The 17,581-nt window shown below is 40.3% G+C and carries 14 protein-coding genes; 11 read left to right on the top strand and 3 right to left on the bottom strand.

The window, feature by feature from the left end:
* Positions 1-119 precede the first annotated feature (119 nt).
* The 5 genes from RSJ42_RS00905 (at position 120) to RSJ42_RS00885 (ending at position 6,998) form a co-directional block, all read left to right on the top strand.
* Positions 120-710: a hypothetical protein gene (locus tag RSJ42_RS00905; RefSeq protein WP_410508871.1), complete on the top strand. Its 591-nt coding sequence runs from the start codon at positions 120-122 to the stop codon at positions 708-710.
* Between the two features lie 379 nt (positions 711-1,089).
* Complete coding sequence (locus tag RSJ42_RS00900; protein WP_410508870.1) at positions 1,090-2,733, top strand: tRNA uridine(34) 5-carboxymethylaminomethyl modification radical SAM/GNAT enzyme Elp3; 1,644 nt, start codon at positions 1,090-1,092, stop codon at positions 2,731-2,733.
* Positions 2,734-4,008: 1,275 nt separating this feature from the next.
* Complete coding sequence (locus RSJ42_RS00895; RefSeq protein ID WP_410508869.1) at positions 4,009-4,404, top strand: DUF1699 family protein; 396 nt, start codon at positions 4,009-4,011, stop codon at positions 4,402-4,404.
* 646 nt (positions 4,405-5,050) lie between these two features.
* A complete protein-coding gene (locus RSJ42_RS00890) occupies positions 5,051-5,593 on the top strand; it encodes a hypothetical protein (RefSeq protein WP_410510277.1) in 543 nt (180 codons plus the stop codon).
* Positions 5,586-6,998 (top strand): DHHA1 domain-containing protein, encoded by a 1,413-nt coding sequence (locus RSJ42_RS00885; protein WP_410508868.1) that lies wholly within the window; start codon positions 5,586-5,588, stop codon positions 6,996-6,998. Before RSJ42_RS00890 ends, RSJ42_RS00885 begins: the two co-directional genes overlap by 8 nt.
* Positions 6,999-7,126: 128 nt before the next feature.
* On the opposite strand, the gene nrpRII is transcribed toward RSJ42_RS00885, so the two are convergent.
* The 3 genes from nrpRII to RSJ42_RS00870 all read right to left on the bottom strand — a co-directional run bounded on the left by nrpRII (position 7,127) and on the right by RSJ42_RS00870 (position 9,788).
* Entirely contained in the window at positions 7,127-7,885 is a 759-nt protein-coding gene (gene nrpRII / locus RSJ42_RS00880) for a global nitrogen regulator NrpRII (RefSeq protein WP_410508867.1), read from the bottom strand.
* Positions 7,886-8,094: 209 nt separating this feature from the next.
* Positions 8,095-8,835 (bottom strand): glucose-6-phosphate isomerase family protein, encoded by a 741-nt coding sequence (locus RSJ42_RS00875; protein ID WP_410508866.1) that lies wholly within the window; start codon positions 8,833-8,835, stop codon positions 8,095-8,097.
* A gap of 203 nt (positions 8,836-9,038) precedes the next feature.
* Positions 9,039-9,788 carry a ribonuclease H-like domain-containing protein gene (locus RSJ42_RS00870; RefSeq protein ID WP_410508865.1) on the bottom strand — a complete coding sequence of 250 codons (750 nt, stop codon included), beginning with the start codon at positions 9,786-9,788 and terminating at the stop codon, positions 9,039-9,041.
* Positions 9,789-10,255: 467 nt separating this feature from the next.
* Between RSJ42_RS00870 and mdh the strand changes: the two genes are divergently transcribed.
* From mdh to RSJ42_RS00840, 6 genes are all read left to right on the top strand, one after another.
* The gene (gene mdh / locus RSJ42_RS00865) at positions 10,256-11,179 is read left to right on the top strand and encodes a malate dehydrogenase (RefSeq protein WP_410508864.1); all 924 of its coding nucleotides are present in this window, start codon (positions 10,256-10,258) and stop codon (positions 11,177-11,179) included.
* Between the two features lie 647 nt (positions 11,180-11,826).
* The gene (locus RSJ42_RS00860) at positions 11,827-12,081 is read left to right on the top strand and encodes a PRC-barrel domain-containing protein (RefSeq protein WP_410508863.1); all 255 of its coding nucleotides are present in this window, start codon (positions 11,827-11,829) and stop codon (positions 12,079-12,081) included.
* Between the two features lie 20 nt (positions 12,082-12,101).
* Positions 12,102-12,833, top strand: coding sequence for a tRNA(His) guanylyltransferase Thg1 family protein (locus RSJ42_RS00855; protein ID WP_410508862.1), 732 nt, complete (start codon positions 12,102-12,104; stop codon positions 12,831-12,833).
* A 38-nt stretch (positions 12,834-12,871) separates the two neighbouring features.
* On the top strand, positions 12,872-13,825 hold the full coding sequence (locus RSJ42_RS00850) for a tyrosine--tRNA ligase (protein ID WP_410508861.1): 954 nt from the start codon (positions 12,872-12,874) through the stop codon (positions 13,823-13,825).
* A gap of 174 nt (positions 13,826-13,999) precedes the next feature.
* Positions 14,000-15,172 (top strand): chromosome segregation ATPase, encoded by a 1,173-nt coding sequence (locus tag RSJ42_RS00845; protein ID WP_410508860.1) that lies wholly within the window; start codon positions 14,000-14,002, stop codon positions 15,170-15,172.
* A gap of 461 nt (positions 15,173-15,633) precedes the next feature.
* Positions 15,634-17,553, top strand: a complete 1,920-nt coding sequence (locus tag RSJ42_RS00840) for a CARDB domain-containing protein (protein WP_410508859.1) — start codon at positions 15,634-15,636, stop codon at positions 17,551-17,553.
* Positions 17,554-17,581 lie beyond the last annotated feature (28 nt).

Raw genomic sequence — 17,581 nt, 5'->3', positions numbered from 1 at the left:
TTACTCAAGAAAAGAAATTAGGAAAATAGTCAGCCTTCATACTATTCACAGAAGCCGTATAAGATCTATTTATATCTGAAAAGAGCAACATAGGATAAAAACAATAAGGGGTATCAGTTTTGGAATGTCAAGATATTATCCAGGATGTCCTCTGCAGGATAAAAGCCATGAAAGGCGTGGAAGATACATACATTTTGAGTGAAGAAGATAAACAAAAAATACTTGAGCTCGAGAAAAAAGCCGAAGGGGCAGTTTTAATGGGCATGGGAGTCGGAGATAATCAGGGGATTAAGGAGGTTCTTAATCGCCAGTTGATCATAGCCTTTACAACCAATATGGACTATGTTTGGCCTGAAGGACCCAATGTAGTTCTCATGCAGTACGGGGAAAAAATAGGCGAGGATGTTTATGACCCCGCGAAACTCGAAGAATGTAAAAAGTGTAAGGATATGCTTGTGATGGGAAATTTCGTTATTTACAGAAGTGCGGTACCAAAGCCAGCGGAAGCCAAAAAAGAACCAATCACTGTTGTTCTTCCCCCTCAAAAATGTAAGGATTTGGAGTGCGTGAACGAATTAACTAATATCGTACTTGCATCTCCTTCCACCCCCTCTGACGAGTATATAAGATCCGTTATGGGTCTTAAGCCAGCGGTAGGTATGGGAACTTTTATTATAGGATTTGATTTATGCGAGCCAAAACAGGACTGAACGGAAATTGTACCCTTCTGCTTGAGAAATAAGTCTTAGCATTAGAGCAGCTGTAATATAGTCAATTGAATCCAGAGCGATCATTGACTATATTATACTATAATACTGACGTATGGTACAGTTTTTAAGAACTGAATTAGATATAATTACAAAAAGACTAAATTTTTTTAATATTCATGAGCAGGTTTACAAAAACTGGCTTACCGGAAACTGCTAAATGGAAATTCATAATGCATAGAAATTCATAATGCATAGAAATTTATAACGCACAAATCCGAAAGTATTGACATCGGATAATCATTTTTAACTTTACTCATCCAGTTGTATCTGCTATTAAGAGGAAGAGCCCTGGACATAACCTGAAAAGACGGAAATTGAAATGAAAGAAGCTGATTATAACAGGGCCTGCAGGATTGTTCTTGAAAAAGTACTTGCAGGCGAAATAAAAAACGAAGACCAGTTGAATAAAGAAAAAAAAAATGTGAGTAAATTATATCATCTTTCCAGCCTGCCAAGGAACGGAGACATAATTATACAGGGTACGCCTGAGGAACAGGCAGTAATAAAAGAGTTCCTCAGGAGAAAACCCGTAAGGACGATTTCCGGAGTTGCAGTAATTGCTGTAATGACTTCCCCTGCCCCATGCCCTCACGGGGTCTGCCTGCCCTGTCCTGGTGGTCCAAATTCATCATTTAAATCTCCTCAAAGCTACATGGGAAGGGAACCAGCAGCTATGAGAGCTATTCAACATGAGTTTGACCCTTACTCCCAGGTTCAGTCCAGGCTTTCCCAGTTAAAAGAAATAGGACATGATGTTGAAAAAGTAGAATTGATAGTAATGGGAGGCACTTTTTCGGCACGCAGCCTCGACTACCAGGAATGGTTCAGTAAACGCTGCCTTGAAGCAATGAACGATTTTACAGGCACGGAATGGAGGGATAGAGCCTGGAGAATCGGAAAATCCTCTCCTTATATTCCGCTTGAGGAGGTCCAGAAAGCCAATGAAAAAGCTGGGATCCGCAATGTAGGAATAACCTTCGAGACAAGGCCAGACTGGGCAAAGGAAGAACATGTGGACGAGTTTCTTAGATTTGGGGGGACAAAAGTAGAGCTTGGGGTCCAGAGCGTTTACGATTTTATTCTATCCCGGATGCAGAGAGGGCATGGAGTTGCGGAAATTGTCAGGGCTAACCAGGTTCTAAGAGACAGCGCATTTAAAGTAGGCTTCCACATGATGCCTCACCTTCCAGGGGCAGATTCAGGACTCGACCTGAGGGGGTTTAAAAAGCTCTTTGATGACCCGCGTTTCAGGCCGGACTACCTTAAGATTTATCCTACCCTTGTGACAGAAGGCACGCCACTGTACAGAATGTGGGAGGCCGGAGAATATAAGGCTCTCTCAGACGAAGAAGCTGCGGAACTTGTTGCAGACATAAAATCTATCCTGCCCAAATGGGTAAGGCTTCAGCGCATCCAGAGAGACATTCCTGCCCATCAAATATTTGCAGGCGTCAGGAAGAGTAACCTCAGACAGCTTGCAGAAGAAAAACTCCGGGAAAAAGGAGGAAAATGCCGCTGCATACGCTGCAGAGAGGTTGGTCACACCAGCCTGAAAGGAAGAAAAATAAACGAAAAAGATATTGAGATTACTACGGAAACTTATGAAGCCTGCAATGGCAAAGAACACTTTATTGCTTTTGAAGATATTTCCTCAGATGTCCTTATAGGTTTCACTCGTTTGCGTTTTCCGGCTGCCCCCCACCGGGAGGAACTGCAGGACTCTGCACTTATAAGAGAGTTGCACGTTTACGGATCTATGGTACCCGTAGGAAAAGGAGCAAAACAAAAAGAATGGCAGCACCGGGGCTATGGCAAGGAGCTTATTGAGCGCGCTCAGGAAATCGCATCCGAATCCGGCTATGAGAAATTATCAATAATCAGTGGAATAGGTGCAAGAGAGTATTATAGAAAACTGGGTTATACCCTTGAAGGGGCATACATGTCAAAGGCTCTTAAAAATTAATAGATGACTCTTCATATAAAAAATGACGCTTCCTATAAAGATATCAAACTTAGCTTTTTGCCCCCATGATTCACACTATGTTTTTAAGGCAATGAAATCCATCCGGAGCCAGACAAATTTTTAAGAGACCATTCACAGCTGGTCTTAAAAGGCCCTGAAATCCATTCGCATATCTGAACATACTTTCAGGCGCAATGTTATCGCCTGTAGTATGCATTTTTGAATAAATCACATACTGATTTTAGTTACAGGTTTAGAAATCTCACAATATCACACCAAGTTTGTCCATACTGGTCGAGAATGGCTAAGTTATAATGAGCCTGCAAATAAACAATGTTTTTCGAAAAGAAAAATGGTGTGGTTTCATGATACAATAATAGGACTTACGAACTTGAGGTTTGAAATCAAGATCAACAGACCTTGCTGTTAAATCGAGGGTTTAGACAGTTGAAGGTTTAGCTCCGTTGTTTTTTCAGTTCAACCGCGTAAGTCCTAAATAATTTATATTTTATATTTTATGTTTTATAAGAACGGCGAGTCTCAAATAAAATCAAACCAGGATATAAATAATATTTCATGAACAGAATAAGCAGAAGAGGAAAAAATATTGAATCCTGAGCCAGAATTCCTATGTCAGGCTATTCAATCAAACAGGAATGAAAGAACCAGTGTTGAGAATTCGGTTAAACTATTAACTGAAATCCTTGTCCGGTTCATTTAGATTAATATGGAATAAGAGGATTTACAGAAAAAATGTTAAATAGTATGGTATAATAACGTATACTCCCTTCAGTGACAGTACAAATCGATTATACCAATGTGAAAGGCAAAATACTGGATTTGATTCCGAGAAACTGTTATTAAAACTCAGAAAAACCGAGTATTAACAATTTAAAGTAATATATGATACATAAACATCCAAATTCATATAAAAAAATAAAATCAAAGAAAGGCTGTTAAAACTCAGTTTTACAAATAAAATTTGATTAAAATAATAATGTAAAAACATTCATAAAAAAATAAATATCATAAACCCTTAACATAAGGAAAAACGTAATTTTCAGATTCAGAAATCGTTTAAACTCAGAATTCAAAGGAAAAATATACTCTGGTTGATCTGCGAAACCCTATAAGCTTAGATCAACCTGGAAAACTTAAATGAATTTGAATCCTTAAATTAATCCCGAAAACCCTGAATAACCCTGAATTAAATCTTAAGAAACCCTAAAAAACACTTAACAAACTCTAAAAAACCTGGGAAGAATGGTGATAAAAATGAAAATTAGAGTTGTAAGCTCAAAAGAGGAAATTGACACTTTAGGTCTTAATGAGGAAATTGTCCACCTTGCTTTCAGACCATCAAACAAGGACATTTTCAAGCTCATCCTTAAGTGTCCAGATGTAAAAGCGATCCACATCCCGAGCTCATACAAGAGAACAATCTCCAGTTCTGCACAGATGTATCTCTCCATGCAGAATATTGCTTTGCTTGAAGGCGATGTGTGGGGCCATAGAAAAGATATTAACGAATATTCCGAAGTTTCCCAGCATGTATTTGACCGCATAAAAGAATTAAAAGAAGAAGGACTTTCGGATGAAGACACCATCGAAAGGCTTGTAAGGGAAACCAGACTTAGTCCTGATTTTATAACTTTTATTATCTCAAATTAAAGCAGCTTAAATTAAAATAGCTTATAATTGGACCCGTCGGGTAGATTTCTAAATTAGCCGGTCAAAATCCTGACCGGTACTTATTTTCCGGAAAAAAATTCCCGAATAACTTTTTTGCACTCACAATTGTGTCCTGAAACAGATTTCATAAGAATTATATCTGTGGAGAAATAATTATCAGAAAAGTTATTATAAAAATCTGTAAATTCGGAGTTCCCAGTTAATCAGTAAGTTTTAAAAGTTGAATATCATAAAAAACAAACAGAACGTTACTTAAAAAAACATGTTGAATGGTACTTACAATAAACGTATGGAATGATACTTACAATAAAACTTATAGAATGTCACTCACAATTTCCCGACTGTATCATATCATGCATTATATCAAAAACACTATTGAATCTGTCACACATCATAGATTCCATACCTTCAAAATATACTTTAACGTATTTCCTTAATTTTTCCAGTAACCTTCTATGTATCCATATTTCACATCGCATTCTTGCAAAACCTGTGATTTAAAGAAAACCTGTGATTTAAAGAAGATATAAGAAAATATAAGAGGATTTATAAAACTGATCTGTATAAATCCATATGTTTTAAGTAAAAATTGAGCAAAATAGAAAAAGACAGGAGAATGGATTTCGTGACCGAATTCGAACGTGTGCTTGTAAACTCATTTAATGCATACATTGAGGAAAAAGGCATAAGAGCCATCTCCTACAGGCTTAAACAGCACAGATTTACTTCTCAATTCCTTGACGTACTTGTAGATTCTCTTGATCCTGACCTTTACCTGGGGATAGAATGCAAAAGTATCTCCGTAGATAAAGGAGCGACTGCACTTTATTTTTCTCAGCACTTTACAGTGGACAAAAAAGGTGTTCACCAGATAGACAGGATTTCAGACTATCTGAATAGATCTGGAAGAAGGGGATTCCTTGCAGTGGAACTCCGCCTTGGGGTGGGCCACGGAAGGGAAGCATATATGGTTCCCTGGGAAGAGCTGGAGAAAAGTTATCATGCCGAAAACCTGAAGCTCACACTGCAGGAAATCCGAAACTTTCCGGAAATAAAAAGGGATGGAAAAGATTACATAATAAATCCGAAAGAATGGGAAAGGAAAAATCGCTGGGAGAAAGATATTAAACTGAAGCCGGCAGAGAATCTCGGAGAAACTGATGACTGAAATCATAGAAACTTATAGAAAAGAAGCAGGCAAATGTGCCGAAAAGATCAAAAAACACAGGTCTGTCCATGTGGTATCTCATATTGATGCAGATGGGCTGACCTCTGCAGGGATTATCTGCACAGCCCTTGAAAGAGGAAATTTCGAATACACAACCCGCTTTGTAAAGCAGCTTGATGAAAAGGCACTGGATACTATTGCAGATGAAAACCACGAGCTCGTAGTCTTTACGGACCTGGGAAGCGGAATGTGCGAACACATAAAATCCCGCGGGATTAATGCAGTAATTTCAGACCACCACCAGCCGCAGGGGACCCTCGAATTCCACCTTAATCCCCACCTTTTCGGGGCAAACGGTTCTTATGAATTGAGCGGTTCGGGAAGCACTTACCTCCTGGCTTCAGCCCTGGGAAAAAACAGGGACCTTTCCCCTCTTGCCATAGTCGGAGCTATCGGAGACATGCAGCACCTGAAAATGGGGCAGCTGGCAGGAATTAACAGGATAATTCTTGAAGAAGGGGTAAAGGGAGGAGATATCGAATTCAAGAAAGATTTGACCCTGTTCGGAAAGCAGACCCGCCCAATTTACAAGCTTCTGCAATATTCATCCGATCCTTACCTTCCGGGACTTACCGGAGACGAAGAGGCTTGCATAAACTTTCTTCACTCGTTGAATATTCGTTTCAGCCAGGACGAACGCTGGAGGCGCTGGATAGACCTGGAGATCTCGGAAAAACAGAAAATCATCTCAGGACTTTTCCAGTACTGCCTTAAATCAGGGATACCCTCGTACAGAATAGAGCGCCTGATAGGTGAAGTTTACGTCCTCCTCAAAGAAAGAGAAGGCACAGAAATGAGAGATGCCTCGGAGTTTTCTACACTCCTGAATGCCACTGCAAGATATGACCACGCTGATATCGGGCTTGCTGTCTGCATGGGAGACAGAGAAAACGCTTACGAGGATGCCAGAAAACTGCTTGCCGAACACAGGCAAAATCTTGTTAACGGGCTTGTTTACGTAAAAGAAAATGGCGTCACTCAACTGGAAAATATCCAGTACTTTGATGCAGGTTCACAGATCAAGGAAACCATTGTGGGAATAATTGCAGGCATGAGTTCCACAATAGTTGAAAACAGGAACCTTCCGATTATTGCCTTTGCAAAAACAGAAGGAGGGATTAAGGTTTCAGCGCGAGGGACGCAGGACCTGATCCGCAGAGGGGTAAACCTGTCAGAAGCAATGTCAGTCGTTTCTGCAGAGGTTGGAGGCGCAGGCGGGGGGCATGATATTGCCGCAGGGGCAACTATTCCTGAAAATGCAAAAGAAGAGTTTGCCCGGAAACTTGACTTTTTCATAGGGGAACAGCTTCGCAGGAAAGTAAATACAAGAGTAAATTCAAGATAAGAAAGGCAGCCCTCCGGAAACTGTCCGGAAAGCTTTAGTTCATAAAATACAGCATATCTCAGCAAAGGTTAAGATATTCTGAAAAGGAACTGCTGAACGGAAGTTTAACTCGGATTAAATATAAAGGTTCAGACAAGGTCCTCTATCCGGCTCATTTCTTTAAAAGAAATCAACCTTGACATGGCACTTGTATCTATCGGAATTCCATACTCCTGTACAACTGCCATGGGGTTTGTCCCTCCGATAACAACTATTCCGAGATGATCTCTCTCAATAGGGACATCGAGGACTCTTGTATTCGGCTCTCCGACTTCAAGGATTCCGCTAAAGCCCGCGTCCAGGAGATCGGACAGGTTACTTTCAATTTCATCCCTTGCAACCATAGGAGCCTCCCTCAGATTTGCAAGAATTTTACCGGAACCTGTTCTGAGCATCTCAGATACGGAAGTAATTCCCTGGGACATCAGAATCTCAAGCGGGTCTACGGTTGTACTTACATATGTGAGTACATCAGTGAAACGTACAGGCAATCCATTACGGATCTGAACAACCCCTCCGAGCTTGGGGTTTACAGGGATCCCTGCTTTCAGCAGCACACCATCAATAGTTATACTGCATACAGTTCCGATTCCTACCTTTCCTTTCTCAATAGTCGTGTCTCCTATAGGCTCCCCTTCTGAGATCACTTTCACATAAGGAGTTACGGAAAGCCCGCTTGATATAACCATCTTGAAGATGCCGAGCACGTCGTCCAGGTCTTTTTTATCGATAAGGGAGAGATTAAGAATAACATCTCCTTCCATTTTCTTTGGATCAAATGTAGTCCTGTACATTAGATCTCTAATTCTGGATGATGTGAATTGGATACGGTACCCATTTTTTTGCATTTCAACCCTCAAATAATTCAAAGAATTTATACCTATTATAAGTTGTGCATTATTGTGAAGAAAGATGTCCTTTCGGTTTTTATTGACTCCGATATGTAGATCCTGCCCTGAGGTAAAAAAGGAAAAAATAAAGATTATTAAAGGAGATTCCTGGAAGGAAATAATAGAATATGAAGCCCTTATCTATTATAAAGCTTAGGAATCCTCTTTCAGAGTATTCCTGTCAGAAAACCCGTATAATCCTGAGGAGCCGTCAGGAATCTGAGCCTTTCAGCTTCATGTATGAGTTCATACATATTTTCTCCGGAATCAAGGCCGAATTCATCAGGACTCAAAGGTGCGGTGTAACGGATAGATGGGACATCTGCATAAAGCGGATTTTTGACAAAACCGTCTTTAAGAAGGAAATATGCAGCTCCTGAAAGCCTTTTTATAGGCTCATAGACTGAAGAGAAATCCCGGCAAACCCAGTTTGCCATCTCAAGAGTATTCTCCGAAGCATTTATTGTTACATGCCCGTATCCGGGTGGGACGATCACCAGATCTCCTTTCTCAGCTTTAATAACTGCCGCATCAAGGACAACATCCTCGTCTCCGGGCTCAGCCTTTTGCATCAGATATGTAGCAGAACCTTCAAGGACCTGATAAATTTCAGGATAGTATACATCCGTTCCAGGGACTTTCGGATGGTAATGGCCTACGGTTTTAATGTATTCTGACCCCAGCATTCCGGGAGGGATTCTTGTGATGTCATACCTGAGGCGGCGGGATTTGATAATCTCAAGATCGGAATCACTTTTGGCAAGATCCCGGAACATGTAATACATATCTTTATTAATTTCGTCTGTTTTTTCAAACCATTCCCTATCAAATACCACGTCTTCCATATCATGGAGTTTTCTTACATCTGCCGCAGTGACTTTGTCCCCGAACTTCAGTGTTACAGCCATTGAATTCCCCTTTATTTTAAAGTACACAATAATTTCAATACCATAGAGCCTGTTCAACTTACGCGGTCCTGTTAGAAAGCTAGCAGGAAATTAGCAGGGCTAAAATCCAGAACAGTAATAAGCACAGTTTTCAACCGACAATATATACCTATTACTGACATTTCTACTTTTTGGCGGTACCCTCAAAGGGAAGGATGCGCTTTTCACACCTTAAGAGCTTTTTCAACCATTTTAGGGTAAGTAAGTTCGATAATAGTTTTCAGGTTTACTATATCCTCACTGTTATATTTAACAAGCAGGTTAAGGGCTTCGAGATCTCCTTTTTCGTACTGCCTCCAGAGTCTTACAGCATCAAATCCGTCCATGCCGTCCGTATCCTCGCTTCTGCAGATCCCGAGCAGTTTTTCAATCTTTTTCAAGCCTCCCCCATATCCGATACGCCTCAGAGGATACATCAGGTCTATATGAAGCTGCTTGAACTCCATTTCAGGAAATTCGGATTTTATGAAAGGTATGTCAAAACGAGCCCCGTTAAAGGATACAAGGAGCCTGTATTTTGAGAATTCGGAAACCATATCTTCAAGATTAATTCCCCTTACATACGTCTTGGTCTCATTTCCATCATAGATTCCAACAACGGTTATTTTGTCCCTGTTAGGGGAAAGTCCTGTGGTTTCGATATCAAAGAAAGCGACAGAGTCGGAAAATAGGGAATAAGTCCTCCAGTGTTCTGCTGAAGGAAGGCGCTGCAAAAAAAAGAAACAGTCCCTGTCAGCCAGATGGCTGGAAGATACCTTTATTCCTTCACATATTCTGGCTCTTTTGGACGAAGGGATAGAAATCCTATCTTCCATTTCCAGGAACTCATCCCATGTATTTATCCCTGAAGCCCAGATTTTCTGCTCAAGCGCTTTTCCTACACCAGGAATATGAATGTATGTATTCTTCAGCATTTTTCCCCTGAGCCATAGGAGATTATCTTTAATAAAAATACTGCATGAAGGCTGAAAGTAATATAGAAGACAGATAACAGCTTTTAATGGCAGGAGATCCTGAGTTAAAAGCTTAATACAGAGAAATTATTCGCTAAAAAACCTTTGATTCAGAGTTTATTAAGCGTAGTTTATACGCGCGTCCAGCCTGCCAGGTATTAAATGGTATCACCCAGATTCGGACTAACAAGGTTAATATACTTAGCTAGTAATATTATAAAGTACTCTTTTTTTCTGTGGGGGCAGAATAAAAGAGAGGCTTATGGGGTTCGACCTGAGAGGGGAAAATTGAAGTAAAGGTCCTCTTGAGAGCCAAAAGAATAAATATTAAGATATAGTTACCACCCAGACCGATTTAGAAGGATCGATTTTTAGAGGCAGGGATAAAAAACTTCCTGCAAATAAATATTGATACAGGTGTACAAGTGATGGCTAAAATTTCCGTAATTGGTGCAGGATTTGTAGGTTCGACCACAGTCCAGCGGCTAGCCGAACTGGAACCTGGCGAAATTGTCATGACAGATATTGTGGAAGGTTTGCCGCAGGGAAAGGCTCTGGACCTCATGCAGGCAGGAGCGATTAATGGTTATGACACCAGGGTAACAGGTACTAACGATTATGCAGATATTGCAGATTCTGACCTGGTAATAATTACAGCAGGTATTGCCAGGAAGCCCGGAATGAGCAGGGAAGACCTTATAAAAACAAATTCAAAAATAATAGGAGAAGTGGCAAAAAATGTTGCAAAATACGCTCCTGACTCTATTGTCATAAATGTCACAAATCCGCTTGATATCATAACATACGTGGCTTTGAAGTCAACTGGCTTTGAGCCAAAAAAAGTCTTCGGGATGAGTGGAATTCTTGATGCAGGCCGTTTTGCAAGTTTTATCGCAGAGGAGCTGAAGTGTTCAAAAAAGGATATTGAGGCGATGGTTATTGGAGGGCACGGAGACCTTATGGTTCCTCTCCCCCAGTACACCACAGTCTCAGGAATTCCGCTTCCAGAACTGCTTCCGGAAAAAACAATCGACAGACTTGTGGAAAGAACGGTGAATGGAGGAGCTGAAATAGTAGAACTCCTCAAACAGGGAAGTGCTTTTTATGCGCCTTCTGCAGCTATCGTACGCATGGCAGAAGCAGTGCTCAAGAATTCAAAGCGTATACTTCCGGCGTCTGCATATCTTGAAGGACAGTACGGGCAAAAAGGAATTTACTTCGGAGTCCCGGTAAAGCTCGGAGCAAACGGCGTAGAAGAAATTCTTGAACTTAAACTTGAGGAAAACCAGTGTGAGATACTCAGAAAATCTGCAGAAACTATACGAAGGGGAATTTCACAGCTGGAGATATGAAAGAACTTGAAGAAGGCAGATAAGAGATTAAGTAAATGTAAGACAGACTAGAGATTAAGTAAATGTAAGACATATGAGAGATCAAGTAAATATAAGGTAGATAAAAGATTAAATAAGTATTAAAAGAGACAGGTTTCTTTTAAGGAAAAATCAAGGTTTTCCAACTGGTTAGGACAAACCTTGAAAACCTGCTCAATTCATGTTTTTATATTATCTATTGGGAGTTTTTATTTTATCTATTACGAGTTTTTATTTTACCTATTAAGAAATAGAAACAAGCCATCTCTTTGATCAGGCCACATAGAGAAGATAATTTGCCTGAACGCGCAGTCTCATAAAAACTTTCGAAAAGAATTTAATAGATAAAAACGTTTTCAGTTTTGATTAAACATTTCTATGACTATTATTTAAACAACAGGTATTTATCAATAATAAGGCTGAAAGTTTCTCAGAGAAACGAATAAACAATTTGTTCGGCAACATAAGATAAGTAAAATATAAAACCTGAAAAACATATTTTTAAGAGAGAAGAGAGCTCGGTAAAACTGTAAGATATATAAGTATGTTTTTCATATAAGGTAAAGGAAGAAATTTAAATAAATTTAGAATGCATAGATAACTTAAATAATTAATAGAGCAGGGATATAATGCGCGCAGAACTCACGTCACTCTTTGGCCTGAACATATACACAAATAATGGTGTTTACGTAGGGAAGTTGCAGGACCTCGTAATTGATGTAGATGAACAGAAAGTAACAGGGCTTGCTGTATCTGATATCAACAGAGAGCTTTTTGATCTCAGCAGCAGGGGTGTTATTATTCCTTACCGGTGGGTTATAACCGCAGCGGACATTATTATAATTAGAGATATTATCCAGAGAAAAAAGAGGAAAGAAGACTGAATGGTCTTTAGAAAAGGTATATGAAAAACCGGGAAATCTATGCTGAGATGCGCTGTATCCCGCCAGTGGTCTTGCGCGCTGACGGCAGGAATTTCAAAAACACACTTTCAGGCCTGGGCTTTGAAAAACCATATGATGTGACCTTCGCCAGAGCGATGGCGGATACTGCTGAACTTTTCATTAAAAAAAGCGGTTTAAGCCCTCTTTTTGCCTATACTTTTTCAGATGAAATCAGTTTTCTGTTTACAGAGCTTCCTTTTGACGGCAGGGTGGAGAAGATAGACTCTGTAGTAGCAAGTTACCTGGGAAGCGCTCTTACAATAAAACTGCGGCTTGAAGAACCCATAGCTTTTGACTCCAGGCTGGTAGCTCTTCAGAAAGAAGAAATTGCGGAATACTTTCACTGGAGACAACTGGAAGCCTGGCGAAACTTTGTATCCTCCTGGGGATATTATGCTCTCAGGAACGAAGGAATGAAAGAAGATGAGGCTGCAATATATCTGAAAGGAAAAAAAGAATGGGAAATTCATGAGATGCTTTTCGAAAGAGGAATAAATCTCGCAGCACTTCCGGCCTGGCAGAGAAGAGGGATCGTGGTTTCTAAAAAAGAATGCGAAATCGAAGGCTTTAATCCGATATCTGGCAAAGAAGTAAAATCTCTGCGAAAAAGAATAACCCAGAACTGGGAAATTCCTAAATTCAAATCCGAAGAAGGAATTACGTTTTTAGAGAAACTTATTAATAGAAACTGAGTTTTTCAGAGTAAGAAAAGAAAAGGAATGTAGATGCAATGGACAGACTTGAGCTTATAAAAAGGAATGTTCAGGAAATAGTAACAGAAGAAGAGCTGGAAGGACTACTCGATAAAAAGGAAGCTCCACGTGCTTATGTAGGATACGAGCCAAGCGGAAAAATCCATATGGGACACGTCCTTACCGTAAACAAATTAATTGATTTGCAAAAGGCAGGGTTCAAGATTACTGTCCTGCTTGCAGATGTACATGCTTATCTGAACAGGAAAGGCACTCTTGAAGAGGTCAGGAAGATTGCAGACTACAACAGGCGCTGCTTTATTGCTCTCGGGCTTGATGAAGAAAAAACCGATTTCGTTTACGGTTCGGATTTCCAGCTGGGAGCCGATTACATGTTAAATGTGCTCAAACTCTCAAGAGCAGTCACTCTTAACAGGGCAAAGAGGAGTATGGACGAAGTGGGGCGTGCAATGGATGACCCTACGGTTTCCCAGATGGTATATCCCCTGATGCAGGCGATTGATATTGCCATGCTTGAAGTGGATGTGGCAGTGGGAGGAATTGACCAGAGAAAAATACACATGCTTGCCCGCGAAAACTTAAAGAGCCTCGGATTTGAAACCCCGATCTGTATTCACACTCCTATCCTCCTCGGGCTTGACGGAACCAAGATGGCTTCCTCAAAGGACAATTTTATTTCAGTAGATGATATGGAAGGGGAGATCCAGCGGAAGTTTAAGAAAGCTTTCTGCAGGATAGGAGATATAGAGGAAAACCCAATCCTCGCTCTCTTCAGATATCATATCTTTCCAAGATATGACATTGTCACTATTGAAAGGCCTGAGAAATTCGGTGGAAATCTTGTCTATCACAGTTACGCTGAGATGGAAAGCGACTTTGCGGAAGAAAAAGTCCATCCAATGGACCTCAAAAACTCGGCTGCAAAATATATAAACGAAATTCTGGACCCTGTAAGGGAAATTCTTCTTTAAATTAATGAAGGGAAACCCCCTTCTAAAAAATTTTTGAGCCATGGGCAAAGGCATATTCCTGAGGGGGAAGGAAGTGCCTTAAAAGAGTGCCTGAAGATTCCGTATAAAATGTTATATATCTACAGGGCATAGAATGTTTGGAGAGTTAGTTTAGAATTCCAGGGTGCTTTTTATATGAAATATATTTACCAGGACTCTACGGAACTGCCTGTACAGAGGGATTTCATTGAGGATCTGAAAGCATTCATAGACATAACTGCCCGAGTAATTCCTCTGGAGAATTCTATTATAGAACTGAAATGCAAGCATAAAGAAGAGCTCCATAAATTGAACAACAGAATTATGGGAATGAACCTTTTTGAGGAAAAACTCGGCATACTGGTCAATAAACTGGCAAAAGATATCGGTACCGAGGATTTAACATCCTGCATCGACGTAATCCTGGCCACATGCAGTGAAAACCTCGGGAAAAAGCGTGAAATTCTCGAAGTGGAGTCCAGAAGGGTTGAGAATGGAGCTGAACAGGAGTACCAGAAAGTTGAAAGCAAAGTCCTTGACGTCCTCACACCCTTTTTGATCTCTGGAATATATGGGGCAGAAAAAAGATTTGAGCTTTCCAGCAATGTAAATGAAGTATCCGGGTTGATGGAGGGTTCGATATCAGGCTTGCAGTATTATTATAAGCTCTGGTCCTCAGAAGAGTCTTTAACGGTGGATAAACTTATTGGCAGCTTCAGCCTGCCATACTGGACAAAAACTGGAATTCTGCGAAAGGAAGAGAAAATAAAGATGCAGGACCTCTCAGAATTCCTGGTAAGCTCTCTTGAATATGACAGCGAAAGAAACATTCGTTTAGTTATTGAAAATAAAAAATCAAACCGTAAGTTCAGGATAGAAGGCGGCGGTCTCAATTATTTTGTATATGAAGACGAAAGAGAGATTACTGCCGACAGAGAGCTTGGAGCTTATATTGAAACAATGGCTCTCACCAGAATTCCGGAAAAAGTTCAGGACTATCTCAGGACAAACATCCGGACTTATACCCTTTCAAAAGTTCTGCTTGATGAAGAGGATGCGATCTCTACAAATCAGGTTTTCGACTGCCTTAAGGTTATTGCAGAACAGTACGGCGTAATTGTCCATGAGTGCCTGGCGAAAGGGCATAATAAAGAAGAAATTACTATTAAAATGGAAGAAACAGACGGAACAAGAACTGAAAAATATATTTCAAAAACTGAAATATATACACAGCTTTCCGAGATCGGAAGCGAAGGTGTTGAAATCGCCGAAATACTCGGCGTCAACAGCAGATCTCAGATTAAAGATAGCAAATACCTGATTGTTTAATTTTCTTAATGTAATATTTTACAATATTTTTTAAATTCTACTTTTTATATATATTGGATGTATTTCTTTAAGATATTTTTTGTACATCACTGTTTCAGGTCTTATTTTATTAATTATCACCATCATACTGCCTTATAGAGGCAACAGGATTTCTACCTGATATGCTAACAGAAGGAAGAAAACCTGAAGGTCATTTGAAAGTTATTATTTCTGATTAGTATCTGGGAAGCAAAAATAAAAGAAAAGAATTGAGAACGTAGAGCCTTAAATATATGACGTGAGAAGTAATGTATCGTACGAAGTAATCCTCTTAAAGCTCAGGTATTTTGGAGTAGAGTTCAGGAAGCTTTTTCGAGATAAAATCAGAAACTTAATTTCGATGAATCATATAGCTACTGGTAATAAATTCTAAGGTACCGACATTTCGATATGCAGACATGCGGGGGCGGAGGCCAACTAAAATGAAAGTAAATTTTTTTCACTCTCTGGTTAATGTGCTTATAATAATGGTTATAATTCCTGGAATTATGCCTATTGTGGTTAATGCAGCTGATGATATACCCTCCGGAGAAGATGGGAACTCAACTGTTTTATTACCGGACCTGGTAATAAACGATCTTAATTATCCTCAAAATCCCTCCATAGGAAAATCCCAGACCATAGGGATAAATGTGAAGAACCAGGGAACAGCCCCTTCGGAAAAAACAAAACTGGCGCTTTATATTGACGGAACTCTTGTTAAGGAATGGGACATAGCCAAATTATCTGAGGGGGAAAGCAAATACAATTCATACACCTGGATTCCGACATCGGAAGGATCTGTAAAAATAAGATCTGTAGTTGACGGCGATAATTCGGTTAGTGAGAGCGATGAGACGAATAACGAAATAACCGTCACAACAATAGCAGCAGAAAATTATCTTCCGGACCTGGTAATTGAAGAAATTGTACAGCAATCAAATGGCGAATTAGGAAAGCCCCTTAACCTCATTTTGAAAGTAAAGAACCAGGGAACAGCCGCTTCTACGGAAGCCAGGGCAGAATATCGTATTAACGGAATTGCCCCCAGTCAGGACGGAATTCATATCCCGGCCCTTTCGGCAGGAGCGGGAACAGATGTTACTTTCTCATTAATCCCGGACAGGCCGGGAGAGATGGAAGTAAAGGTGCGTGTTGACTCAGGGACAGATGTTTACGAAAGTAATGAAAATAACAATGAATTTACGAAAATCGTAGAGGTAAATGCCTTACTCCCGGATCTCATAATCGAGTCAGTGTCTCTGGATCCTCAAGCCCCAAAAATAGGAGATACCGTTACTTTCAAAGTATCAATAAAGAATAAGGGACTTAGCGATTCAGCAGGGAGCGAACTAAAATATCAGATTGGCGGAACCAATACAACCTACAACAGCACGGCATCAGTACCACCGATTGTTAAAGGGGAAACCGTAACAAGCACTTTTTCGTGGGTACCTAGAGAAGAAGGGAACTTTAATGCGAAATTTGTAGCAGATTCCAAAAGTGTGGTATTTGAAGACGACGAGACAAATAATGAATTTGTTAAAACTTTTAGTGTCTCCAAACAGAGTACTCCTGAAGGTGGAGAAGACTCGGGTTCCGGCTCAGGCAGCGGTTCAGGCGGCGGCTCAGGTGGCGGCAGTGGCAGCAGCAAAAGTAGCAGTATGGGAAGTGGAGTCTCCAAAGAGCCTGCGAGAAATGTGGAAGTCAAAGAGCTTGATACAAGGAACATAATGAGCGGCTACCATGTAAAATATGATTTTGCGAAAAATGCAACCTGTGTCACATATGTGGAGTTTGACGCTCTGAAGACATTTAAGAAAACGACAGCAACCGTAGAGGTTCTCAAGGATAAGTCCACCTTTGTCAAGACGCAGCCCCCCGGAAGGATATATGAGCAATTAAACATCTGGGTTGGAAATAAAGGAGCAGGACGTGAGGATTCCCTTAAAAACGCCTATACAGGATTCAAAGTGGACAGGGAATGGGTAGAAGATAACAGCATAAACGAGTCCAATATAGCCCTTCTCTGGTACAATAACAGTAAGTGGGGACCATTAGATACCGAAAAAACAGATGAGGACAATGAATACGTATATTACAGGGCAAAAATCACTGCCTTTTCTTGCTTTGCAATAAGCGAGTATACTGGAGAAGAGGGAACTGTATCCAGTGATGAAGAAGGAATACAGAATACCCTGAGAGGCTGGGAAGGAGAAGGAGTAGCAATCCTGAACAGCAGTGCAGAAAGAGAAGGTGGCATAAAAAAGGGACCAATGAGTGTAGCAAAAATACTCTTTGCTATTTCCCTGCCTCTGTTCATGATTCTTGTGCAGTATTTTGTTCTGAAGAAAAAGATCTAAAAAAGATTTTTTTCTTTAGCCCTACTTT

It is taken from the genome of Methanosarcina hadiensis, from assembly GCF_046529725.1.
GTDB classification, from domain to species: Archaea; Halobacteriota; Methanosarcinia; order Methanosarcinales; family Methanosarcinaceae; genus Methanosarcina; species Methanosarcina hadiensis.
The sequence above is the reverse complement of the archived record's forward strand: the minus strand, read 5'-3'. Positions and strand labels throughout refer to the sequence as shown.

Coding starts and splice junctions, on each gene's coding strand:
- RSJ42_RS00900 (WP_410508870.1), top strand. CDS start 1,090: ATGAAAGAAGCTGATTATAACAGGGCCTGCAGGATTGTTCTTGAAAAA.
- RSJ42_RS00895 (WP_410508869.1), top strand. CDS start 4,009: ATGAAAATTAGAGTTGTAAGCTCAAAAGAGGAAATTGACACTTTAGGT.
- RSJ42_RS00885 (WP_410508868.1), top strand. CDS start 5,586: ATGACTGAAATCATAGAAACTTATAGAAAAGAAGCAGGCAAATGTGCC.
- nrpRII (WP_410508867.1), bottom strand. CDS start 7,885: ATGCAAAAAAATGGGTACCGTATCCAATTCACATCATCCAGAATTAGA.
- RSJ42_RS00875 (WP_410508866.1), bottom strand. CDS start 8,835: ATGGCTGTAACACTGAAGTTCGGGGACAAAGTCACTGCGGCAGATGTA.
- RSJ42_RS00870 (WP_410508865.1), bottom strand. CDS start 9,788: ATGCTGAAGAATACATACATTCATATTCCTGGTGTAGGAAAAGCGCTT.
- mdh (WP_410508864.1), top strand. CDS start 10,256: ATGGCTAAAATTTCCGTAATTGGTGCAGGATTTGTAGGTTCGACCACA.
- RSJ42_RS00860 (WP_410508863.1), top strand. CDS start 11,827: ATGCGCGCAGAACTCACGTCACTCTTTGGCCTGAACATATACACAAAT.
- RSJ42_RS00855 (WP_410508862.1), top strand. CDS start 12,102: ATGAAAAACCGGGAAATCTATGCTGAGATGCGCTGTATCCCGCCAGTG.
- RSJ42_RS00850 (WP_410508861.1), top strand. CDS start 12,872: ATGGACAGACTTGAGCTTATAAAAAGGAATGTTCAGGAAATAGTAACA.
- RSJ42_RS00845 (WP_410508860.1), top strand. CDS start 14,000: ATGAAATATATTTACCAGGACTCTACGGAACTGCCTGTACAGAGGGAT.
- RSJ42_RS00840 (WP_410508859.1), top strand. CDS start 15,634: ATGAAAGTAAATTTTTTTCACTCTCTGGTTAATGTGCTTATAATAATG.